Source organism: Jeongeupia sp. USM3, from assembly GCF_001808185.1.
Lineage (GTDB): Bacteria > Pseudomonadota > Gammaproteobacteria > Burkholderiales > Chitinibacteraceae > Jeongeupia.
On record NZ_CP017668.1, the window covers coordinates 3,402,009 to 3,423,401 of the forward strand.

Here is a 21,393-nt window from a genome sequence, read left to right on the forward strand (position 1 = left end):
CAGGGTTCGCATGCTAAGATGGGGACCGTTTCTGCTCCCGCTCCCGCGCGCCGATATGGATTCACTGTCACTGCTGGTGAGCGTCTTCACCGATTACGGCTATCTCGCCGTCTTCCTCGTCCTGCTCGCCTGTGGCTTCGGCGTGCCGATTCCCGAAGACATCACCCTGGTTGCCGGCGGCATCATCGCCGGCCTCGGCTATGCCAACGTGCACACGATGTTCTTTGTCGGCATGGCCGGCGTGCTCGTCGGCGATTCGGTCATGTTCCTGCTCGGCCGCTACTACGGCGCCCGCGTGCTCAAGTGGCGATGGGTGGCGCGCATCATGACGCCCGAGCGCTACGCGGCGGTACAGGACAAGTTCTCGCGCTACGGCAACCGCGTACTCTTCGTCGCGCGTTTTCTCCCCGGCCTGCGCTCGCCGATCTTCCTCTCCGCCGGCATGAGCCACTGTGTCTCGTACTGGCGCTTCCTGTTGCTCGACGGTTTCGCCGCACTGATCAGCGTGCCGATCTGGGTCTACCTCGGTTACTACGGCGCCTACAACCACGAGTGGCTGCTGCTGTGGGTCAAGCGCGGGCAGACCGGCATCCTGATTCTGGTCGCGCTGGTCGCCATGATCGTCGGCGTCTGGTACTGGCGGCATCGCCGCTGCAAGCAGCCGGCCGAGGCCGCGCAAGACTGATTCCCTGCCCATTTTCCGTCCGCCATGTCCCGTCCGCTTCAGGTCCTGATCGACCCCGCCGCCATCGCCCACAATTACCGCCGGATGAAGTCGTTGGCACCAGCCTCGAAGGTTTACGCCGTGACCAAGGCCAACGGCTACGGTCACGGACTCGAGCGGGTCGTCGCGGCCCTGCCCGATGCCGACGGTTTTGCCTTGCTCGAGTTCGGCCGCGCGGTCGCCCTGCGCGAAGCCGGCGTCACCCGGCCGATCCTGATGCTCGAGGGCGTGTTCAGCGCCGATGAGCTGCTGCTGGCGTCGCGGCACGGCCTGAGCGTCGCCGTGCACGAGGAGCGCTCGCTGCACTGGCTGGAAACGCTGGCGCTGCCGAAGCCGCTCGACATCTATCTCAAGCTCAATACCGGCATGAACCGGCTCGGCTTCGTCGCCGAGACCGCGCCGGCGGTGGCCGCACGGCTCAGGGCCTGCGCCAACGTCGCCGGCATCACCCTGATGACGCACTTTGCAAGCGCCGACGATCCAGGGCGCGGCATCGCGTCGCAGCTGGCGCGCTTCGACGCCGCGGCGGAGGGGCTCGGGCTGCCGATGACGCTCGCCAATTCGGCGGCGACCTTCGATTTTCCCCAAGTCCACCGCGACTGGGTCCGTCCCGGCGTGGCACTGTACGGCGCCACACCGTTCGCGCATCGCAGCGCCGCGTCGCTCGGGCTGATCGCGGCGATGAGCCTGCAGAGCGAAATCATCGGCGTGCAGGCCCTCGAGGCCGGCGACACCGTCGGCTACGGCGCGGCATTCACCGCGCCCGGGCCGATGCGCGTCGGCATCGTTGCCTGCGGCTATGCCGACGGCTACCCGCGCCATGCGCCGACCGGTACGCCGGTGCTCGTCGGTGGCGTGCGGACCCGCCTGCTCGGCCGCGTGTCGATGGACATGCTCGCCGTCGACCTGAGCGGGCTGCCGCAGGCGCAGATCGGCACGCCGGTCGAATTGTGGGGCAAGGATCTGCCGATCGACGAGGTCGCGACCGCCGCCGGCACCATCGGCTACGAGCTGATGTGCGCGGTTGCGCCGCGGGTACCGGCCCGGACGCTGTAACGGCCTGTTGATCGGCCTCGTAAACCCGCACGGCTTTCATTACAATCTTTCGTTTTGGCACTTTTCCCGCGCGAATCCGTTGTGCATTGCTGACGGCGTCGCGGGCCGGGCCAGATCCCTCATTTCATTCAACCTGCAGGTTGCATCATGGCATTGATCGTCCAGAAGTACGGCGGCACCTCGGTTGGCACGCCCGAGCGCATCAAGAACGTCGCGCGGCGCGTCGCCAAGTTCAAGGCCCAGGGCCACGACATCGTCGTCGTCGTTTCCGCGATGAGCGGCGAGACCAACCGGCTGATCGCGCTCGCCAAGGAAATCCAGGCGAATCCCGATCCGCGCGAACTCGACGTGATCGTCTCGACCGGCGAACAGGTCACCATCGGCCTGCTGGCGATGGCGCTCAAGGAAATGGGCGTCGACGCGAAGTCGTACACCGGCGGCCAGGTCAAGATCCTCACCGATTCGACCCACACCAAGGCCCGCATCCAGTCGATCGACGACGATGCGATGCGCGCCGACCTGAATGCCGGCCGCGTGGTCATCGTCGCCGGCTTCCAGGGGGTCGACCCGCAGGGCAACATCACCACACTGGGCCGCGGCGGTTCGGACACCTCGGGCGTGGCGCTGGCCGCGGCGCTGAAGGCCGACGAATGCCAGATCTATACCGACGTCGACGGCGTCTACACCACCGACCCGCGCGTCGTGCCCGAAGCCAAGAAGCTCAAGACCATCACCTTCGAGGAAATGCTCGAGATGGCCAGCCTCGGCTCCAAGGTGCTGCAAATCCGCTCGGTGGAGTTCGCCGGCAAGTACAACGTCAAACTGCGCGTGCTGTCCTCGTTCCAGGAAGAGGGTGAGGGCACGCTGATTACCTTCGAGGAAGACCCGAACATGGAAAAGCCAGTCGTCTCCGGCATCGCCTTCAACCGTGACGAAGCCCGCATCAACGTGACCGGCGTGCCGGACAAGCCCGGCATCGCCTACCAGATCCTCGGCCCGGTCTCGGATGCCAACATCGACGTCGACATGATCATCCAGAACGTCGGCAAGGACGGCACCACCGACTTCAGCTTCACCGTACCGAAGCCGGATCTGGCCCGCACGATCAAGGTGCTCGAAGGCGTGCAGGCGCACATCGGCGCGGCGCAGATCGACGGCGACGACAAGATCTGCAAGATCTCGATCGTCGGCGTCGGCATGCGCTCGCACGTCGGCGTTGCGGCAACGATGTTCCGCACGCTGGCCGAAGAGGGCATCAACATCCAGATGATCTCGACGTCGGAAATCAAGATCTCGGTCATCGTCGACGAGAAGTACCTCGAGCTCGCCGTACGCGTGCTGCACAAGGCTTTCGGCCTCGACAAGGGCTGATTTCGCACTATTTCCGCCAAGGCGGTTGACGGGTTTTCGGACCGCAGGTAATATCCAGCCTCCCTTGACGGAGACGTGGATGAGTGGCTGAAATCACTCCCCTGCTAAGGGAGCATAGGGGCCAAAACCTCTATCGAGGGTTCGAATCCCTCCGTCTCCGCCAGCGGACCTCGCAGTACCGCAGTAAGCAAGAAAGTAACAGTGCACCCGTAGCTCAGTTGGATAGAGTATCTGGCTACGAACCAGAGGGTCGGGCGTTCGAATCGCTCCGGGTGCACCATTACTCTTCTCGAAGTCCCCATCGTCTAGAGGCCTAGGACACCACCCTTTCACGGTGACTACCGGGGTTCGAATCCCCGTGGGGACGCCATCTTGACCTCCGGTTGAGATTTGGCCATCGGCATGCAGATTCCTCGCCTGCCGGCATCGTTGCTCGACATACCGTCGCATACGGCAACGCTTTTCCCGTTTTGATTGAAATTCAATAGCCAGCTTCGGCATGAAGCGCCCGACAGCTGCTTTGCCAACGCTGCCGATCTTCGGCCGCGCATCGCCTGCCTGCTCGCTTCGCCGAGCCGATCAGACCGTCGAACAGGACTTGCGTGTTCCGGTTGCGCCAAGGAACTGAGCTGGACGTCCCGTTGCAGGTGATCTGCATGTGATTCGTGCCGGGGCACTTGCGGCCCGGCAAGCTGCGTCGGCCCAGTCCTGCGCCGGCGCTGTCCGGATCGCGTGTGGCAGGGGGCCGTCAGCGAGCGTTTCCTCGGTAGCAGCGTTGCGAAAGCAGAACGGCCACACCGGGCTGGCTGCGCTGATGCGCACTTTGCGCAGCACCGTGCTGCACCTGTGCTGTCGGCATGGAGGAAGCCCGGTTCTTGCGCGATGCCCTGCCAGTCTGGCCGGCCGTGTTGGCCGGATGCACTTGACCACGCCGCAAGTCGCACGTCGGCCGCTGGCCCGGTCGAAAGCCCGTCCGCTTTGCGGCGATGGCGATAGAATCATGCGAGTGAAATGTTCCGACTGACCGTTCATCCCGGATGGAGGCCAATCCGATGCCCATGCCCCATGTGTGTGGCGGCGCGACACTGCAGTGCAGCTTCGGCGTGGCACCGGCCGTGCTGAACGTGCTGCCGATGAACCGCGTGCTGCTCGGCAGCATGCCGGCGGCGACGCTGATGGACCACATTCCCATCGTCAACATCACGCCGTTTGCGATGTGCCAGAGCATGGCCAATCCGGTCGTGGCGGCGGCGACGGCGGCCAAGCTCGGGGTGTTCTCGCCGATGCCGTGCGTGCCGATGACGCCGGCACCGTGGATTCCCGGCGGGGCGACGACGGTGCTGGTCGGCAACATGCCGGCGCTGAGTGCCGGCGGCACGCTGATGTGCAACTGGGGCGGGGTGATCAAGGTGGTGTCGCCGGGGCAGGTCAACACGCTCTTGCCCTAGGTGTGAAGAGTCAAGACGTTGTTTTTCGTTGCTGAGAGACGGGACATGGGCACGTGGCAGCCGATGCCGTGATGCGGACGGTGCCAGTTGTAATAATGATTCCAATACCTCAGGACTGCGCCGCGCTCATCCGAGTGTTGATAGGTTTGGCCGTAGGCCCATTCGCGCAGCGCGGACTGGATGAAGCGCTCGGCCTTGCCGTTGGTTTGCGGTCGGTAGGCGCGGGTGAACCTCTGCTTAATGCCCAGTTCAACGCAAACGCGGCCGAAGTCATGGGAGCGGAAGGCGGGCCCGTTATCGGTGATCAGGCGCTGGAGCGGTACGCCCAGCGTTTTGAAGTAGTCGTTGGCCGCACGCAGGAAGTCGATGGCGCTGGCGCGGCGCTCGTCGGGGTAGAGTCGGGTGAAGGCGATGCGACTATGGTCGTCGATCGCCACGAACAGATATTCCCAGCCGCTGTTTCGGCTGTTCTGGCGACGATCGCCGGTGATGCGATGGCCGACCTGCTCGAAGCGGGCGAGCTTCTTGATGTCGACGTGCAGCAGTTCGCCGGGCGTTTCGCGCTCGTAGCGCTGCACAGGCTCTGCGGGCTGCAGGTCGCTTAACCGCGATAGCCCTGCGTGTCGCAGCACGCGACTGACGGTTGCTTTGGACACGCCGATATAGCTTGCGATGCGAGCCTGCAGGAACAGCTTGCGACGCAATTCGATGATCGTCAGGGCAACGCTGGGCGCAATGGCACGTGGCGAGCGCTCGGGACGCGAGGATTTGTCGAGCAAGGCAGCCGCGCCGCCGACCAGATAGCGGCCCAGCCACTTGCGGGTGGTGACCGCGCTTACGCCATGGCGTGCCGCCGCCGCCGCGGTCGACAAACCATGCTCGGTGATGTCCTGAACCATTTCCAGGCGACGCAGATACGTCAGTCGGGCATTCTTATGTGTGTTCATCCGGTGTCTTGTTCTGTGACTGGGGGTTTGGCGATTTCCAGTCTCGCAGAACTTCTCCGGGTGAACACCCGAAACAACCTATTGAACCTTCACACCTAGGTGTGAAGAGTCAAGACGTTGTTTTTCGTTGCTGAGAGACGGGACATGGGCACGTGGCAGCCGATGCCGTGATGCGGACGGTGCCAGTTGTAATAATGATTCCAATACCTCAGGACTGCGCCGCGCTCATCCGAGTGTTGATAGGTTTGGCCGTAGGCCCATTCGCGCAGCGCGGACTGGATGAAGCGCTCGGCCTTGCCGTTGGTTTGCGGTCGGTAGGCGCGGGTGAACCTCTGCTTAATGCCCAGTTCAACGCAAACGCGGCCGAAGTCATGGGAGCGGAAGGCGGGCCCGTTATCGGTGATCAGGCGCTGGAGCGGTACGCCCAGCGTTTTGAAGTAGTCGTTGGCCGCACGCAGGAAGTCGATGGCGCTGGCGCGGCGCTCGTCGGGGTAGAGTCGGGTGAAGGCGATGCGACTATGGTCGTCGATCGCCACGAACAGATATTCCCAGCCGCTGTTTCGGCTGTTCTGGCGACGATCGCCGGTGATGCGATGGCCGACCTGCTCGAAGCGGGCGAGCTTCTTGATGTCGACGTGCAGCAGTTCGCCGGGCATTTCGCGCTCGTAGCGCTGCACAGGCTCTGCGGGCTGCAGGTCGCTTAACCGCGATAGCCCTGCGTGTCGCAGCACGCGACTGACGGTTGCTTTGGACACGCCGATATAGCTTGCGATGCGAGCCTGCAGGAACAGCTTGCGACGCAATTCGATGATCGTCAGGGCAACGCTGGGCGCAATGGCACGTGGCGAGCGCTCGGGACGCGAGGATTTGTCGAGCAAGGCAGCCGCGCCGCCGACCAGATAGCGGCCCAGCCACTTGCGGGTGGTGACCGCGCTTACGCCATGGCGTGCCGCCGCCGCCGCGGTCGACAAACCATGCTCGGTGATGTCCTGAACCATTTCCAGGCGACGCAGATACGTCAGTCGGGCATTCTTATGTGTGTTCATCCGGTGTCTTGTTCTGTGACTGGGGGTTTGGCGATTTCCAGTCTCGCAGAACTTCTCCGGGTGAACACCCGAAACAACCTATTGAACCTTCACACCTAGGTGCTGTAGAACGCTGCGCCTTGCCAAAGCCGAATGACGCCCGAGCGCAGTTCGGCAACGCGCATGACGGCCGGTGCCTAGTCGTGCCCCTGCCAGCGCCGCCACCACCAGGCGAGGCGCGAGATCGGCTTGTTCTCGGCGTCGAGCGGGCGGCCGTCGGTATGGAAGCCTTCCGCCGGGCCGGCCGGTTTGCCGTCGACGAAGCGGTGGCGCTCGGCAAGCCGGCCGTTGGCGTGGAAGCGCTGCTGCAGCCCGTGCAGCTTGCCCTGCCGGTAGCGGCTGTGCTGGGCCAGACGTCCATCCGGATGGAAAACCTTGGCATCGCCATGCGCGATGCCGAGCCGGTAGCTGGCGGTGTGCAGCAGCTTGCCGTCGGGGCCGAAGAAGCTCGCCGGGCCGTGCAGGGCGTTGTCGGCGTACTGCATCCGGGCGGCGAGCTTGCCGTTCGGGTGCAGCAGCTGGAACGGGCCGTGCAGGGCGCCCTGCTGATAGGCGAGCTGCGCCAGCGGCCTGCCTGCCTCGCGGATCTGCAGCGCACCCTGCAACGCGCCGCCGGCGAGGGTGCCGGTCAGCCGGGTCTGCTCGCGTTCCAGATCCAGTGTCTGTATGTCGTCCACGGCCTTGTCCATCAGTTGAGTTTGACGATGCCGCCCTTGACGGTGAGCATGCCGCCGCCGTCGACGGTCTGTTCGGCGGCGGCCTTGTTCATCAGGCTGACGCCGGCGTCGTTGGTCAGCGTCGTGCCGGCCTTGTTATCGAGCGAGGTGCCCGCCTTGTTGGTCAGCGATGTCCCGGCCTTGTTGGTCAGCGCCGTGCCGGCCTGGTTGGTCAGCGCGCCGTCGCTCTTGGCGGTGTAGTCGCCGGTGCTTTGCAGTGTCAGCGTGCCGCCGACCTTGATCGTCAGGTTACCGTCGATCGTCAGCGTGTAGTCGCCGCCGATCTTGTGCTCGAACTTGCCGCCGGTGCTGTGGCTCTGGTCGCCGCCGACCTTGACCGTGCGCTTGTCCTTGATGTCGACAGTCTCGGTGCCGGTTTTCACCGTGACGCTGCGGTTGCCCTTGTCGATCGTCGTCGTGTCGTTGCCTTCGCTGACGGTGCGGGTACGGTCGTTCTTCACCGTCAGCTTCTCGTCGTGGCCGACGGTCGTGCTGCTGTCGTTGAGGATATTGGCGTTGAAGTCCTTCTGCGCCTGCAGGAACACTTCCTCGCTGTTTTTCTTGTCCTCGAAACGCAGCTCGTTGAAGCCGCCGCCGCCCTTGCTCGAATTGGTCTTGATGCCGCTCTGGGTCTGGTTGGCCGGCAGCGCATACGGCAGGCTGTTGTCGCCGTTGTAGACGCAGCCCGTCACCAGCGGCCGGTCCGGATCGCCGTCGATGAAGGTGATGATCACTTCCTGGCCGATGCGCGGAATGAACTGGGCGCCGAAGCCCTTGCCGGTCCACGCCTGCGCCACGCGCACCCAGCACGAGCTGGCTTCGTCGTTCTTGCCGTCACGGTCCCATGGGAACTGGATCTTGATCCGGCCGTACTGGTCGGTCCAGATTTCCTCGCCGGACTTGCCGACCACCGTCGCGATCTGCGTGTGCATGTACGGTTTCGGCGTCTGCCGCAACGGCCGGTACGGCGTGGCCTTGGGGATCGCCTCGAAGCGGTTGGCGTAGTGCTGGTGATCGCCGTCGTGGGTCACCGCGGTCACCAGCCACTCGATGTTTGCGGCGGCGTTGTCGTGGCCGGTCAGCGTGAACGTATGCCCCGGCACCAGCCAGCGGCAGTCGCTCTCGCCGACAAAACGCAGCGCCTGGCTGCGCAGCGCATTGACGCGCTGTTTGGCCAGCGTGTCGCCAGTCGCCTTCACCGTGTAGCCGCCCGGATGCTCGTAACGGCTCAGCGGGCCGTCCTTGGCCTGCGCCTGCGTGTACAGCGCGGTCGTCGGCGTGGTGAACTCGTAATCGGTGGTCCGGTGGCCGGTGCTGACCGCCTGTTGCTGCAGCTGGCCATCGCGGATCGCGTGCAGCGCCCGCCCGCCCATGTCGCCGGGCTTGAAGGCGATGCTCGCCGCGTTCGGACAGGCCGGAAACGCGTCGTTGTTGTCGGCCAGTACCAGCGTGTGCTTGCCGGCGGCATGGGTGAAGAACCAGAAGATGCCCTCGTCCTCGAGCAGCCGCGAGACGAAGGCGAAATCGCTCTCGCCGTACTGAACGCAATACTCGCGCGCCGTATAGCTGGCATTGAGCTTGAGCTGGTAATCGCTGAAACCGTGCACCGCAAACACCGCCTTGACGATGTCCGGCGCGGTCTTGTTCTGGAATATGCGGTTGTTGCTCGCCAGCGTCAGCCACCACAGCCATGGTCGCAGCGTGACGGCGTAGCGATCAAAACCGCCGCTGCCGTCGAGCGGCAGCTGGCCGATCTCGGCGCAAAGGCCGTCGAGCGGGCGCTTGTCGCTGTCGTTGTTCAGCGAGAGCGTGACGTGCTTGGCGATCGTGTCGCCCAGCGTCAATGCGCTAGCGCTGACGCACTGCACGCCGATCTCGCCGAGCGCGTTCAAGGCTTCGTGGCCGCTGAAGGCGTTGGTGTACAGCGCGTCGAGCGGCGCAGTCGCGGTGAGGCTGAGCGAGGTGTTGGAGTCGGTAGGGCGGGTCGGCACGGCTGGGCTCGGTGATGCTTGCAGGCTGGAAAAATGTCCGGTGGCTTAGAGCTGATCCACCTTCTTGTCATCGATCGAATCATCCAGCGCATTCAGCACCTGCGTCGTAGTCACAGTGTTGCCGGTGCTGAGGATGAGTTTTGCGAATTCTTTCTCTTGCAGCAATCTTGCCAGAATGGTGTCCAATCCGCCCTTGAAGACGACGTTGGCCTTGTACCGGATGCCTTCAGTGTAACTTTTGACGCAGTCCAGGACGTAAGCGTACTTCTGGGTCTTGTTGAGCTTGAGATTGACAATCAGTTTGGCGTCGATAACGGAGTCGAGCAGAACGGTAAATGATTTTTTCAATGGTGGAATGATGAACGCAATCTGCTTTGGATTGCCGAGCCGTTCAATGGCGATCTGGCACAGCAAGCGGGAGCAGTTGTGGAAATACGTGCACGCATTACCAAACTCCCGATCGTTTACCATGTCGCTTTCTACGTTGAATCCCCGCATGATCTGATTGGCATTCTTGCCATGGTGCGAAGTGGCTATTTTCAAATCCCGGGACAGAAATTCCAGAACTGGCAAGATGCTTTCCAGCCCCTGGAGATAAGTGTCGATCAATTTGAAAACGTGCGGTGTCTCGCTCAGCGCCGGGCGGAAAGGATCCAGGTGCACACGCAGCTCACCGATATGCTCGCCCAGGATCGCATGCAGATCATTGAAAGCGTGGTTGCCCTGGCTCGGTAGCGTGATTTTATTTCTCCGTTCCTCCCAGAGCTCGTTGGTTGCCCATTCTTCCTGTTGCACGCGAAGGGTGCTGTCGTAGTATCCAAAAAACTGGGAGAGCGTAAAAGGCTTGTCGTCCGTGGCGGATTTTTTCTCGATGAACGGCGTGTAAATCTTCTCGATGACGAACTCGTCCATTCCCCGGTCGATCTTGCATACCAGCGTAAAGTCGGCATGGGCTCTCGCACTTTCCTCGTCGCGATAAATGCAGAAGTTGGCCTGGCGATTGAATTTCGACCTGAACTGGCTGACGAATTTCCCCAGCTTCAGCAGACGAATCTGCATGTCGTTCAGTTCGATGGAATTGGTGTCGGAGTACGTGATGATGCCCAGCGCCTGCGCCCAGCAAAACCGGTTCAGATCAATGATCGATACGTCAATATCGCTGTGCTCGTCGAAAGACCAGCCTTTATCGTCCTTCTTCTTGCCGCGCAATCCGCCGACAGAGCTGCCGTGAATCATGATGCAGATCGGCTGCTCGTCGATCAGAGGTGCGAATGAGTTGATCAGTTTTGGTCCGTTCTTTTTGCTGATGGCCGTGATCAGCCCGAACAGCCTTTTCTGAAACGCGTCTGCCGAGTCAAATGCCAGCGGAAAACTCTGATTGGCGGCCTGAAGCAGAATGCCAACGTCTTTTTCGGTCAGCCCTTCCTTTCTGTCGATGATCTCAAGAACGATGTCCTGCTTTTCTTCCCGCGTTAAGCCGTTTTCCGTTTTCAGGTTGATAAACGTATGGCTGTGCTGGGCGAATTTTTGTGGCAGCGCTTTGACAACGACCGGCGGCTGAATCTGCTGAAGATGGTTGCTGTTTGGCTGAGGCAAAACCGGTACGTGCACTGGAATCAACTTCAGCGTGGCGTAGTCCGGTACTTGCTTCTGGGTGAGGTCGAATTGCACCTTCAATGGGGTGGTTTGTGCGGGGGGAGCGTTCTTTTTGAAGAACTCGGCCCTGCTTTTTTGCTCCCCGGGCACAACGTGAGTGACGGTCTGCTTGTTGTGCTTGTATTCAATGACCCAGTCTTTGTTCTTCTTGTAGTAAAGGCCATCTGGCATGGTGCATCTCCTGATCTTGATCTTGCCGTTCAATGGTGGGGCTGGGTGAGACTGGGTTAGGTGTCGATAGGGTGGGTCGTGGTGCGTTGGGCGCATGAGCACGCGATGTTGGGCTTCATTTCATCCAGCCCAACCTACGAATAGGCCAGAACTATTTTTCGGATAAATACCCGTCCGCGTCGACGCGGTGAGGAGGTGGCAGGTATCGCTAGGTTAGCCTATTGATGGCCTTGAATTGTCGTTGGGCATTGTATTTCCTTGCTAAAAAGTGAACGATTTTTTTGGGTCGCTTATTTGTCGCTAAATAGTCTCGTTTGTGGCTAAGACGTGAATTTGATTGCTCCATATTTTGTAGCGGGTGATGGCTTGAAATGGGCCGATCCACCAACCCTTGGGGTTGATTGTTGGGTAGCCGTTTAAGTAGTAATAATCGTGTTGCCAAGAATCAACTAAAACGGCGTCATCACCAAATGCTGTTCTGTCATTTGTGTTGCCTGCGCCATAATTGAGATTTCCACCTGTGTGAATTACTAAAAATGCATGGTCATATCCAATGCTGCTGCATTTTGTAAAACGTGCTTTGTTTCCATGGTTGTTGTTTAGGAATTGTATTGCGACATCTGTTTTGTCTGCGCAATTTCCATAGCCGCTATCAAGTATTTTTGAAGCATACTCGGTGTTTTTATAATGCGGATCTCCATAAAATGTGGTTGGCCGCAAGAGCTGCGTTTTCCCGACATTTTTAGCATGGTCTGTAAGCCCCAGTCGATCGGTTATCATCGCTCCCGCGGTGTTGCAAGATTGTATTTTTTTCACCACTTCTATCGCGTCTTTTGCCATTTTCAAAAATTCTGACATGATGATTTTCTCGTGGGTTTCAGATGGGGTGTTCGTCGGGTTCTGGAGTCGGCTTATAAGATCGAGAAGCTTTGACTTTTGAATCCAAATGCGGTGTTGCTTTTCTGGGGCGGGCTTTGCAGGGCTTAATCTCCGGTTTTTGGCGCAAATTTTGTATTGTGAAAATTTCTGGTTAATGTTCTTGGTTTTTGTTTTAAGGCGCTTTCTGCTGGTGATTGGCCCGCATTGCCCTGGGTGGGTGAATGTTCTTTATTTAATCCAGCGGCCATTTTGCCAGTTTTTCCGTTATTGCCGTTGTCAATTTATTCTCCATGTCCCTGGCTGCGGCAACATTGCATTTGGCCAAAACTGCGTTCACGACCCCTGCATCAAAATCAAATTGCTTCCCTGTCGCTGCGTGGTAGCGCTGGCTTAATATCTCCAGTTTGGCGATTGCAAGGGTTTTCAGTGTCGTTTCATCCAGTGAGCTATAAGCAATTACGCTCATACGTGCTAGAAGAGCCGGGCGGAACGCTTTCAGCAGGGCTTTATGCAGCGTTTCGTTGAACGCTTCGCAGCCGAGTTGCGCCACCGGTGTTTCGAGCAACAGTTCCGCTCCGACATTGCTGGTCGCAAGCATCACCGTGTTCCTGAAGTCCACGACCAGCCCGGTCCCGTCCTCCATCACGCCCTTGTCGAAGATGTTGTAAAAGGTCGCCAATACATCCGGGTGGGCCTTTTCGATCTCATCGAGCAGCACTACCGAATAGGGTTTGCGCCGCACGGCTTCGGTCAGTACACCGCCGCTGCCGTAGCCGACATAGCCGGGGGGGCGCCCTTGAGCTGGCTGACGCTGTGGGCTTCCTGGTATTCGGCGAGATTGATCGTGATCAGGTTGCGTTCGCCGCCGTACAGCGCGTCGGCCAGCGCGTAGGCGGTTTCGGTTTTGCCGACGCCGGACGGCCCGACCAGTAGGAAGGCGCCGACCGGTTTCTGCGGGTCGGTGAGGCCTGCGCGCCACGCCTGGATGCGCTGGGCGATGGTGTTCAGCGCGGCGTCCTGGCCGAGCACCCGCTGGCCCATCCGCTGCGCCAGCGTGCGGATCGCGTGGGCTTCGTCGGCGAGCATCCGGCCGACCGGCACGCCGGTCCAGTCGGCGATGACGGCGGCGACGTCGCGGATGTCGACATGCTCGGGCACCATCGCTTCGCCGTCGCGGATCACGGCCAGCCCCTGTTCGAGCCGCGCCAGTTCGGCGGCGGTGGTTTCGAGCTGCAGGTCGAGTTCGGGCGGGACAGCGTCGCCGAGTTCGCGCGCCTCGTCGGCGAGTGCGTCGAAGGTGGCGCGTACGCGCAACAATTCGCGCACCGCGGCAAGCTCGTGCTGCCAGCGCGCTTCGAGCTGGGCAAGCTGCTTGTGCTGCGCGGTTGATTCGGCCTCAAGTTGCAGGATGCGTGCCGTGTGTTCATGGCCGCTTGCCTGTTCGCGCTGCAGCCGGGTCAGTTCGGTGTGGATTGCTGCCAGGCTGCGCCGGGTTGCTTCGACCGGTTGCGGCGTGTCGTACTGGGCGAGTGCGACCCGGGCGCAGGCGGTGTCGAGCACCGAGATCGCCTTGTCGGGCAGCTGTCGGCTCGACAGATAGCGGTGCGACAGCCGCACGGCGTCGCGGATGGCGGCGTCGAGCACGCGCACGTCGTGGTGCTGTTCGAGCCGGGCGGCGACGGCGCGGAGCATTTCGGTGGCGACCGCTTCGCTCGGCTCGTCGATCCGGATCAACTGGAAGCGCCGCGCCAGCGCCGCATCGCGCTCGAAGTACTTCTTGTATTCGATCCAGGTCGTCGCGGCGATCGTGCGCAGCAGCCCGCGCGCGAGCGCCGGCTTGAGCAGGTTGGCGGCGTCGCTCTGGCCTTCGCCGGCGCCGGCGCCGATCAGCGTATGCGCTTCGTCGATGAACAGGATGACATTGGCGGCGCGCTGTACCGCGTCTATCACCCGCTTGAGCCGCAACTCGAATTCGCCCTTGACCCCGGCGCCGGCCTGCAGCAGCCCGAGGTCGAGCGTACGCACCGAGACGCCCTGCAGTGGCGGCGGCACGTCGTCGTTGGCAACGCGCAGCGCGAGTCCTTCGACGATGGCGGTCTTGCCGACGCCGGGCTCGCCGACGAGGATGGGGTTGTTCTGCCGTCGGCGCAGCAGGATGTCGATGCATTGGCGGATTTCGGCATCGCGGCCGATGATCGGATCGATCAGCCCGGCACGGGCATCGGCGGTCAGGTCCTGCGTGTACTGGTCGAGTGCCGGGTCGGCGGGGGCTGCCGCTAAAGGTCGTGCGTCTTGCCGCGGTGCCGTCGGCTCGCCGTGATCCTCGATCGACGAGCGGGTGCTGTCGGGCCAGCCGGCACGCAACGTATCAAGCGGGAGCGTCGCCAGCGCCGTGGCGGCATGGCTGTGCAGCCCGGTATCGAGCAACACCAGCAGCAGCTGGCCGGAGCGGATCTGGCCGGTGCTGCGGGCCGCGGCGGTGCGCAGCCAGCCGGTGACCGGTTTCGACAGCGCCGGCGTATAGGTACTGCCGCGCTCGAAGCGCTGGCTGGCGGCGTGCAGTTCGGCGGCCAGCGCGGCCGGGGCGATGCCGGCGTGGGCGAGCATCAGCGCCAGATCGCCGCCGTCGATCGCCAGCAGCTCGAGCAGCAGGTGGTCGATTTCGACGTGGTATTGCGTCTGCTGCAGGCTGCGCTGTGCCGCACGCTCGAGCGCGGCGCGGCACGGCGGGTTCAGGCGGCCGATGAGCTGGTTCAGCTCCATTTCGGCTCGCGGGTGTCGGACAGGATGCAGCGGCGGGGGGCGTCGGTCTTGCCGGCCAGCCAGCTGGTCTGGCCGAGCCGCAGTGGCGCACGCCGGTCCAGTACCGGTCTGGGAGACTGTTCCGGGGCCAGCTGCAGCACCAGCCGGCACGCCATGTCGATGCCGAAGTAGAAGCGCGCCAGCGCCATCAGCTCGCGGTGTCGGTCGCCGCCGGGCAGAAAGCCCACATAGCTTGCCAGCGGCATCGGCCCGAGGATGATGCGGATGCCGGCCTGTTCGTCCCAGACTCTTGATCCCGCCAGCGCGCCGAGGCCGAGCCGGTTGTTGCCGCCGCCGCGACCGAGCCGCGTGCACGCGCCGTCGGGCAGTGGGCTCCAGGCGCCGTCAAATTGTTCGATCCGGACCGGAACGCCGAAATGGCCACGGACGATGCTCTGGAAGCCGCCGGCCGACCGCCGCCGGTTGGCCAGGATGGCGGTTCGGCCGAGCAGGGCGGCGTCGGGTACGGCCTGGCGCTCGTGCAGCGTCCGGGGCAGCAGGCCGGTCAGTGCGCGCAGGATCTGCCGGGTCGCGCTGCGGTCCGGCGCATCGAACGGCGCGGCGATCCGGTGTTTCTGCAGCGTGCGGTAGAGCTGGCCCAGCAGCCGCTGGTGGAACAGGTCGAGGAAGGCCGCGGGTGCGTGATCCTTGCGTGCGCGCCGGGCCTGCAGCCACTCCTGGTACGCGTAGGGCAGCGGGCCGTCCGGACCGCCGAGCCCGAACAGGTGCACCGGCAGCGCGGGGCGTGCATCGTCGCGGTCGGGGGGGCGCAACGGCCCGAGTGCGCTGACGGGCAGGACCGGTGCAAGCGGACCGTGCAGGCGTACGGTTTCCTGCCTCGGGTCGACACCGTGGCCCGGCGGCGTGCCGTGAGGCGCGAGCCGCTGCAGGATCGCGACCGCCTGCGCGAACTCGAACGCATGCGTTTCGCGCTGCAGCCGCTCGGCTACAGAATCAGCGGGTCGCCGACCAGCGGTTGCCATGTCTTGATGTCCCGGTCGTTGTCGACCAGTACCGTGCGGATGAAGCGGTTGATGCTTGCGTACTGGGCGAGGAAATGGCCGAGCACGCCCGAAAACAGCACGCGGCTCGTACCGGTGAAGTTGACTTCGTCCAGCGTCAGCCGGACCTCGAGCCCGTTGCGCCAGCCCCGCCACGCCTGGCGGCCGACGTGGGCGACGGCGCGACGCGTTTCCAGGCCGACGATGCCGGCAATCTGCCGCCGGGACGTCTGGCTGTCGCTGAGGTTGTAGAGCGCGAGGATTTCCTGCAGCGCCGCGAGCGGCTGCGCGTCCTCGACCAGCGACAGGTGGTTGAGCGACAGCTGCGACACGAGCCGCCAGCGCGAGGCGCCGGCGAGCGGTGCGGTGGTCTGCGGCGTCGGCTTGCCCAGCAGCCGGGCCCGTGCGACCGGCCCGGCGCGCTGGAACGACAGCGCTGTGCCGGCCGGCATCCCCTCGGCAAGTCCGCGGTTGGTGCACAGCAGCTCGGCGGTGAGCGTGTGGTCAGGGGCGCTGTGCGGGTTGAAGTTCTCGTCGACCCAGGTCAGCAGCATGTCGCTGCCGCGACGGCCGCTGGTGCGCCGCGCGTGCCACCACGTGCCGGTCGTCCGGGTGCCGTGGCTGAATGCGAAATATGCCGGTGCCACGTAGGCGCGTTCGTCGTTGCCGGCGCGGAGCTGGCGGACCGCGTAGATCTCGTGGCTGTGCTCGCGGTGGCTGTCGGCGATCAGCCGGTACTCGCTGCGGGTGCCGTCGGGGCGCAACGGCTCGGACGTGCGCGGAAACAGGTTGATGCCCGGCGTGCAGCCGAGCGCGATGTCGCTCGGCCGCAGCGTCAGCCGCTGTGACGGGGCACGGTCGAAGGCGATGAGCAGTTCGATCTGCTCGCCTGCATCATCGGGGACCCGGATCGGCAGGTCGAAGAACAGGAACTTGGCCGGGAAGGCGAAATACTCGAGCAGCAGGCGGTAGGCCGGCTGGACGCCGTCTTCGAGCGGCAGCAGCGCATCGTCCGCACCGAAGCCGGCCGGTTGCGGCAGCGCGCCGGGCAGGAGCCGGGCCGGTCTGTCGGCCGGCGCCACGCAGATCCCGATTGCGTGGGCGCACAGCAGGTCGTACAGCGTTGCGGCATGGATCGGCGAACCGGCCAGATGGATGCGCAGCGAGTCGAGGCCGAGTTCGGACCAGCGCAGCGGCGCATGGCAGCGCAGGCGCAGGCGCAGGGCGCTGCGTGCATCGCCGATCCCGGTAAGTGCCTGTGCCTCTTCGGTCGGCAGCAAGGTGGCGTCGGCGACCTCGATCGGCCAGATAGTGACCGGCGCCGTCGTGCGGAAATGGATGCTGTCTCCGCTGTCCGTTGTCGCGAAGAGCGCGGTGTCTCGCGGGATCTCGTAACCCTGGGCCAGATTGCCCTTGGTCGCATCGGGTTCGAAGCGGATGACGGCAGCCGACGGCATCGGCCGCAGCGCATAGGGGTAGAGCTGCTCGAGCAGTGCGTCGGTGAGCTGCGAGAAATCGTCATCGAGCCGGCGCTGGAGCCGGGCGTTCAGGAAGGCGAAGCCCTCGAGCAGCCGCTCGACATGGGGGTCGGTGCTTTCCTCGCCGGACAGGTCGAGCCGCCGGGCGACCTTCGGATAACGCTCGGCGAAGTCGGCCCCGGCATGGCGCAGCCAGGTCAGCTCGCGCTGGTAATAGTCGAGCAGCAGCGGATCGATCGAATCGCTGCTCATGCCGGCAGCGCGTCGAGCGCGGTATTGATGAAGACGACGGGGGGGAGCGAAGGATGGCCAGCAAGACGGCCGCTGATCTGCACGCCGAGCCGCTGCGACTGGCCGGGCAGCGGAACGAGCCGGACCTGCGGCTCGCTCACCCTCGGCTCGAAATGGCGGATGACCTCGGCGATCTGCCGTTCTACGCGGTGCTGCTGCTGTGGCGAGGTGAGCGCGAAGGCGCTCCAGTCCTCCACGCCGTAGTCGATAACGCTCAAGGGATGGGCGTGTTGCAGGGTCCCGCGCCGCGAGTTCAGCAGCCGGGAGAGCTCGTCCTGGACCGAACGGATGACGTCGTCCACGTCGTGGCGCCAGTGGGCGGCGTCATCCGCCATGCCGTCCGGGGTGTCGTCGGCAAGGCGATCGAACAGCGGCGCGAGAAAGGGCTTTGCGGAAGTCATGGTCGCGCCGTGCCGGTCTTACTTGCCGGCCTTGTTGGCCGCCAGATCCCAGGTCGTTGCCGCCGAACCTTCCTTGGAGCCGTCGTCCTTCTGCGTCGTCAGATCCCACTTGATCTTGGTGAAGTTGAGCGACAGCGTCTCGACCGGTTTGCCGCCGGCACCGCCGCTGACGCTGACGTTCGACATGATTACGTTGGTCAGCGTGTAGGTGATGAACGGCATGATCTTGCCGCTGCTTTCCGCCGCATTGCGGCCGATCGTCAGCAGGACTTCCGGGATCGACTTGCCCGAGCAGCAGTACTGGTTCAGCGACGGGGTCGATCCGTCGACGAACTTGGTCACGGTGAATTCGCCGATATGCGGTTTGCCCGAGGTACGCTCGGTATTGCTGACGTCGTTGGTGACCTGCATCGCCACGTTGTGGCTGTAGGACATGATTTCGATCTTGTCCTTGTAGCCTTCGAGCGCGCAATCGCCCTTGATGTCCTTGCCCAGGTCGAGAATGATGGCATCCATCGGTACTAGCTCCAGTCTGTTGGGGTGGCGTGGCCCTTGCCGGGCCACGCGGATTCACGAAACTCAGGCCGCGGGCTGCGGCAGCGATGCGACCAGACGGATCGACGCGGTCAGCTCTTCGAGCTGGAAATGCGGACGCAGGAAGACCGTCGCCCGATAGGCGCCCGGCTTGCCGGCGACTTCGGTCACGTCGACGCGCGCCTCGCGCAGCGGGTACTGCGCCTTGATTTCCTGCTGGGCGTTGTCGTTGACCAGTACGTAGTCGGCAATCCAGTTATTCAGGTAGGCCTGGACGTTGTCGCGCGTCGCGAAGCTGCCGATCTTGTCGCGCATGATGACCTTGATGTAGTGCGCGAAGCGCGAGGCGGCGAGCACGTAGGGCAGCATGGCCGAAATGCGCGCGTTGGCGTTGGCTTCGGGCAGGTTGTACAGCTTGGCCAGGTTGGTCGTCTGGCCGCCGAAGAACACGGCAAGGTCGCTGTTCTTCTTGTGGCACAGCGCGATGAAGCCGAGCGCGTCGAGCTCCTTTTCGCGCCGGTCGGTGATCGGTACCTCGGTCGGGCACTTGAGCGCGAGGTCGCCCGATGCGGTGCTGAAGGTATGCGCCGGCAGGCCTTCGACAGCGCCGCCGCCTTCGACACCGCGGATCGCCGCGCACCAGCCGTACTTGGCGTACGCTTCGGTGATCCGCTGGCCGAGCGCCCACGATGCGTTGCCCCACAGGTACTTCTGATGGTTGGTGCCGTCGACGTCCTCGGTGTAGCTGATCCCCTCGACCGGCTTGGTGTCCGGGCCGTAGGGCAGGCGCAGCAGCACGTGCGGCAGCACCAGCGACACGTAGCGCGAATCCTCGCTGGCGCGGAACGAGCGCCACTTGATCAGCTCGGTGCTTTCGAACACCTTGGCCAGATCGCGCGGCTGGGCCAGCTCGGTGAAACTGCCCATGTCGAACAGCCGCGGGCTTGCGGCCGCGATGAACGGCGCATGCGCGGCGGCGGCGACGTTCGACAGCTTTTCGAGCAGTGCGACATCCTGCGGGTGACGGCCGAACTCGAAATCGCCGACCAGCACGCTGAACGGGTGGCCGCCGAAGGTGCCGTACTCTTCCTCGTAGATCTTCTTGAACAGCGCGCTCTGGTCGAACTCGACCGCCTTCTCGAGGTCGTTCTGCAGCTCCTGCTTCGACACGTCGAGCAGGCGCAGCTTCAGCCGCGTGCTGGTTTCGGTGTTCATCACCAGGTAGTGCAGGCCGCGCCACGAGGCTTCGAGCTGCTGCACGTCCTTGTGATGGAGGATCTCGTCGAGCTGCTTGCCGATCAGCGCGTCGATCTGGCCGATGCGGTGGTTGATCATGGCGACGGTGTCGCTGTCGACGACCATGCCTTCGTCGAGCACCTGGGTGGCGAACTCGGCGAGCAGGTCCTTGGCGTAGGCCTTCTGGCTGTCGTCGTGCGCCATCCGGCCGTCGGCGATGATCCGGTCGAGCAGCGACAGCGATACGGTTTGCGCAGCGCTGTCGCTGCCGGCTTGTGCTTGGGTCATGGGTGCGCTCCCTTAGGCCTGGGGTTCGGGCGTCGCTTCCGCCGCCTGGGTGTCGGCTGCGGGCGTTGCGGTCTGGGTGGTCTCGCCGGCTGCAGTGCTGGACTTGATCTCCTGCAGCCCTTCGGTATTGGCGACGACGTTCTGCAGCAGCTGGTCGAGCTGGTCGTTGCCGTCGAGCTTGGTCAGCAGGTCGCGCAGCTTCTGGCGCGCTTCGTACAGGCGGCGCAGCGGTTCGACCTGCTTGACGATGCTGACCGGGTCGAAGTCGTCGATGTGCTTGAACTTGAGCTCGATATTGAGTTTGCTGCCGTCGCCGCCGATCGCGTTGCCGACCTGGACCGCGAGGCGCGGGGAGACGGCGTTCATCACCTCGTTGAAGTTGTCGCGATCGATGTCGACGAAACGGCGTTCACCGAGCTTGGCGGGCGGCGTCTCCTGCTTGCCGGCAAGGTCAGCCAGAATACCGACGACCAATGGCAATTCTTTCTTCTCGATGGCGTTGCCAATTTCCACGTCGTAGGTGATCTGGACGCGTGGAGGGCGGACGCGGTCCAGCTTGTGCTGCGTGCTCTCGGCCATGGTTTCCTCTCGATCGGCGCAACGCCTCGGTATCGGCGGCTGCTTGTTTGCTCGATGCGGCATCGTCGATGCCATGAAATGCCAATGACATCATTGGCGGTTTGTCGGGCGAGATTAGCTTATTCATCTATGTTTGCAAGCTGATGATTGATTTTGTTGTAAGAACACTGATTGCAACATGTCGGTGTCTGTGTTCTATCTGCAACGTGTCGTTTGGTGCGCATGACATTGGTGTTATAGAGTTGGCGCCACACAAAGAGGCCGATTCAATGTTGCGCTTGCGGGCTATCTGTCGATTTTGCTGGGTTTTGTCGCTGATTTCGGTCCTTCCGGCCTGCGGGCTGATGCAGCCCGAGGTGGCGATGCGCAGCGCGGTGATCGAGGTTGCAGCAGGCGCCAACGATGACACGCCGATTGCCGTCGACTTTCTGGCGGTGAACGATCCTGACTTGCTGAAGACATTGCTTACGACTTCGTCCGGGCAATGGTTTGCCGCCCGCGAGCAGTACCGGCGCGATTACCCGCAAGCCTTGCAGGTGTGGGGGCTCGAGGTCGTCCCCGGCCAGCGCCTTGCCGTCGATCGCGTTCCGCTCGCCGGCGCCGACGCGCTGGGGGTGGTGGTGTTCGCCAGCTACGACGCGCCGGGGGCGCACCGGCTGCGGCTTGAAGGCGAGCGCGATGTGCGGATCCGCCTGGGAAGCCGTGATCTGCAACTGATGCAGGCCGGCCCGTGATTTCG

At 63.3% G+C, this 21,393-nt stretch carries 18 protein-coding genes, 3 tRNA genes and 1 pseudogene; 8 read left to right on the forward strand and 14 right to left on the reverse strand.

The genetic code is table 11. The annotated features are described in order from the left end of the window. The first annotated feature begins 55 nt into the window (after positions 1 to 55). The 7 genes from BJP62_RS16075 (at position 56) to BJP62_RS16105 (ending at position 4,599) form a co-directional block, all read left to right on the forward strand. Entirely contained in the window at positions 56 to 685 is a 630-nt protein-coding gene (locus BJP62_RS16075; RefSeq protein WP_070531271.1) for a DedA family protein, read from the forward strand. A gap of 24 nt (positions 686 to 709) precedes the next feature. Further along, positions 710 to 1,780 (forward strand): alanine racemase, encoded by a 1,071-nt coding sequence (alr, locus tag BJP62_RS16080; RefSeq protein ID WP_070531273.1) that lies wholly within the window; start codon positions 710 to 712, stop codon positions 1,778 to 1,780. A 147-nt stretch (positions 1,781 to 1,927) separates the two neighbouring features. Further along, positions 1,928 to 3,151, forward strand: a complete 1,224-nt coding sequence (locus tag BJP62_RS16085) for an aspartate kinase (RefSeq protein WP_070531277.1) — start codon at positions 1,928 to 1,930, stop codon at positions 3,149 to 3,151. Between the two features lie 69 nt (positions 3,152 to 3,220). After that, positions 3,221 to 3,314, forward strand: a tRNA-Ser gene (locus BJP62_RS16090). 40 nt (positions 3,315 to 3,354) lie between these two features. Continuing rightward, positions 3,355 to 3,431 (forward strand) — tRNA-Arg (locus BJP62_RS16095). A gap of 14 nt (positions 3,432 to 3,445) precedes the next feature. Continuing rightward, positions 3,446 to 3,521: transfer RNA gene (locus tag BJP62_RS16100), tRNA-Glu, on the forward strand. A 682-nt stretch (positions 3,522 to 4,203) separates the two neighbouring features. Then, the gene (locus BJP62_RS16105) at positions 4,204 to 4,599 is read left to right on the forward strand and encodes a DUF4280 domain-containing protein (protein WP_070532856.1); all 396 of its coding nucleotides are present in this window, start codon (positions 4,204 to 4,206) and stop codon (positions 4,597 to 4,599) included. On the opposite strand, the gene BJP62_RS16110 is transcribed toward BJP62_RS16105, so the two are convergent. The 14 genes and pseudogenes from BJP62_RS16110 to tssB all read right to left on the reverse strand — a co-directional run bounded on the left by BJP62_RS16110 (position 4,596) and on the right by tssB (position 20,654). Beyond that, positions 4,596 to 5,546, reverse strand: coding sequence for an IS481 family transposase (locus BJP62_RS16110; RefSeq protein ID WP_070525743.1), 951 nt, complete (start codon positions 5,544 to 5,546; stop codon positions 4,596 to 4,598). The genes BJP62_RS16105 and BJP62_RS16110 overlap by 4 nt on opposite strands. A gap of 95 nt (positions 5,547 to 5,641) precedes the next feature. Next, entirely contained in the window at positions 5,642 to 6,592 is a 951-nt protein-coding gene (locus tag BJP62_RS16115; protein ID WP_070531280.1) for an IS481 family transposase, read from the reverse strand. Between the two features lie 176 nt (positions 6,593 to 6,768). Then, positions 6,769 to 7,320, reverse strand: coding sequence for a toxin-antitoxin system YwqK family antitoxin (locus tag BJP62_RS16120; protein WP_070531284.1), 552 nt, complete (start codon positions 7,318 to 7,320; stop codon positions 6,769 to 6,771). Beyond that, complete coding sequence (gene tssI / locus BJP62_RS16125; protein WP_070531287.1) at positions 7,320 to 9,338, reverse strand: type VI secretion system tip protein VgrG; 2,019 nt, start codon at positions 9,336 to 9,338, stop codon at positions 7,320 to 7,322. The genes BJP62_RS16120 and tssI overlap by 1 nt, the downstream gene beginning before the upstream one ends. Before the next feature lie 45 nt (positions 9,339 to 9,383). After that, a complete protein-coding gene (locus tag BJP62_RS16130; protein ID WP_070531290.1) occupies positions 9,384 to 11,165 on the reverse strand; it encodes a hypothetical protein in 1,782 nt (593 codons plus the stop codon). 300 nt (positions 11,166 to 11,465) lie between these two features. Then, positions 11,466 to 12,023 (reverse strand): hypothetical protein, encoded by a 558-nt coding sequence (locus tag BJP62_RS18545; RefSeq protein WP_145927234.1) that lies wholly within the window; start codon positions 12,021 to 12,023, stop codon positions 11,466 to 11,468. Positions 12,024 to 12,148: 125 nt separating this feature from the next. After that, on the reverse strand, positions 12,149 to 12,292 hold the full coding sequence (locus tag BJP62_RS18740; protein WP_168163846.1) for a hypothetical protein: 144 nt from the start codon (positions 12,290 to 12,292) through the stop codon (positions 12,149 to 12,151). After that, a pseudogene (gene tssH, locus BJP62_RS16135) lies at positions 12,277 to 14,807 on the reverse strand (type VI secretion system ATPase TssH). Before tssH ends, BJP62_RS18740 begins: the two are co-directional and overlap by 16 nt. Further along, positions 14,798 to 15,829: a type VI secretion system baseplate subunit TssG gene (gene tssG, locus BJP62_RS16140; RefSeq protein WP_070531293.1), complete on the reverse strand. Its 1,032-nt coding sequence runs from the start codon at positions 15,827 to 15,829 to the stop codon at positions 14,798 to 14,800. Before tssG ends, tssH begins: the two are co-directional and overlap by 10 nt. Then, entirely contained in the window at positions 15,793 to 17,577 is a 1,785-nt protein-coding gene (gene tssF / locus BJP62_RS16145; RefSeq protein WP_070531295.1) for a type VI secretion system baseplate subunit TssF, read from the reverse strand. Before tssF ends, tssG begins: the two co-directional genes overlap by 37 nt. Further along, positions 17,574 to 18,017, reverse strand: a complete 444-nt coding sequence (gene tssE / locus BJP62_RS16150) for a type VI secretion system baseplate subunit TssE (protein ID WP_070531298.1) — start codon at positions 18,015 to 18,017, stop codon at positions 17,574 to 17,576. The genes tssF and tssE overlap by 4 nt, the downstream gene beginning before the upstream one ends. Before the next feature lie 18 nt (positions 18,018 to 18,035). Continuing rightward, positions 18,036 to 18,533: an Hcp family type VI secretion system effector gene (locus BJP62_RS16155; protein ID WP_070531300.1), complete on the reverse strand. Its 498-nt coding sequence runs from the start codon at positions 18,531 to 18,533 to the stop codon at positions 18,036 to 18,038. A gap of 63 nt (positions 18,534 to 18,596) precedes the next feature. After that, positions 18,597 to 20,075, reverse strand: a complete 1,479-nt coding sequence (gene tssC, locus BJP62_RS16160; protein ID WP_070531303.1) for a type VI secretion system contractile sheath large subunit — start codon at positions 20,073 to 20,075, stop codon at positions 18,597 to 18,599. A gap of 12 nt (positions 20,076 to 20,087) precedes the next feature. Next, positions 20,088 to 20,654, reverse strand: coding sequence for a type VI secretion system contractile sheath small subunit (gene tssB, locus BJP62_RS16165; protein WP_070531306.1), 567 nt, complete (start codon positions 20,652 to 20,654; stop codon positions 20,088 to 20,090). Between the two features lie 308 nt (positions 20,655 to 20,962). Between tssB and BJP62_RS16170 the strand changes: the two genes are divergently transcribed. Further along, complete coding sequence (locus tag BJP62_RS16170; protein WP_205700920.1) at positions 20,963 to 21,388, forward strand: hypothetical protein; 426 nt, start codon at positions 20,963 to 20,965, stop codon at positions 21,386 to 21,388. Positions 21,389 to 21,393 lie beyond the last annotated feature (5 nt).

Coding starts and splice junctions, on each gene's coding strand:
- BJP62_RS16075 (WP_070531271.1), top strand. CDS start 56: ATGGATTCACTGTCACTGCTGGTGAGCGTCTTCACCGATTACGGCTAT.
- alr (WP_070531273.1), top strand. CDS start 710: ATGTCCCGTCCGCTTCAGGTCCTGATCGACCCCGCCGCCATCGCCCAC.
- BJP62_RS18740 (WP_168163846.1), bottom strand. CDS start 12,292: ATGGCCGCTGGATTAAATAAAGAACATTCACCCACCCAGGGCAATGCG.
- BJP62_RS16115 (WP_070531280.1), bottom strand. CDS start 6,592: ATGAACACACATAAGAATGCCCGACTGACGTATCTGCGTCGCCTGGAA.
- tssF (WP_070531295.1), bottom strand. CDS start 17,577: ATGAGCAGCGATTCGATCGATCCGCTGCTGCTCGACTATTACCAGCGC.
- tssE (WP_070531298.1), bottom strand. CDS start 18,017: ATGACTTCCGCAAAGCCCTTTCTCGCGCCGCTGTTCGATCGCCTTGCC.
- BJP62_RS16110 (WP_070525743.1), bottom strand. CDS start 5,546: ATGAACACACATAAGAATGCCCGACTGACGTATCTGCGTCGCCTGGAA.
- BJP62_RS16105 (WP_070532856.1), top strand. CDS start 4,204: ATGCCCATGCCCCATGTGTGTGGCGGCGCGACACTGCAGTGCAGCTTC.
- BJP62_RS16120 (WP_070531284.1), bottom strand. CDS start 7,320: ATGGACAAGGCCGTGGACGACATACAGACACTGGATCTGGAACGCGAG.
- tssG (WP_070531293.1), bottom strand. CDS start 15,829: ATGGCAACCGCTGGTCGGCGACCCGCTGATTCTGTAGCCGAGCGGCTG.
- BJP62_RS16130 (WP_070531290.1), bottom strand. CDS start 11,165: ATGCCAGATGGCCTTTACTACAAGAAGAACAAAGACTGGGTCATTGAA.
- tssC (WP_070531303.1), bottom strand. CDS start 20,075: ATGACCCAAGCACAAGCCGGCAGCGACAGCGCTGCGCAAACCGTATCG.
- BJP62_RS18545 (WP_145927234.1), bottom strand. CDS start 12,023: ATGTCAGAATTTTTGAAAATGGCAAAAGACGCGATAGAAGTGGTGAAA.
- BJP62_RS16085 (WP_070531277.1), top strand. CDS start 1,928: ATGGCATTGATCGTCCAGAAGTACGGCGGCACCTCGGTTGGCACGCCC.
- tssB (WP_070531306.1), bottom strand. CDS start 20,654: ATGGCCGAGAGCACGCAGCACAAGCTGGACCGCGTCCGCCCTCCACGC.
- BJP62_RS16155 (WP_070531300.1), bottom strand. CDS start 18,533: ATGGATGCCATCATTCTCGACCTGGGCAAGGACATCAAGGGCGATTGC.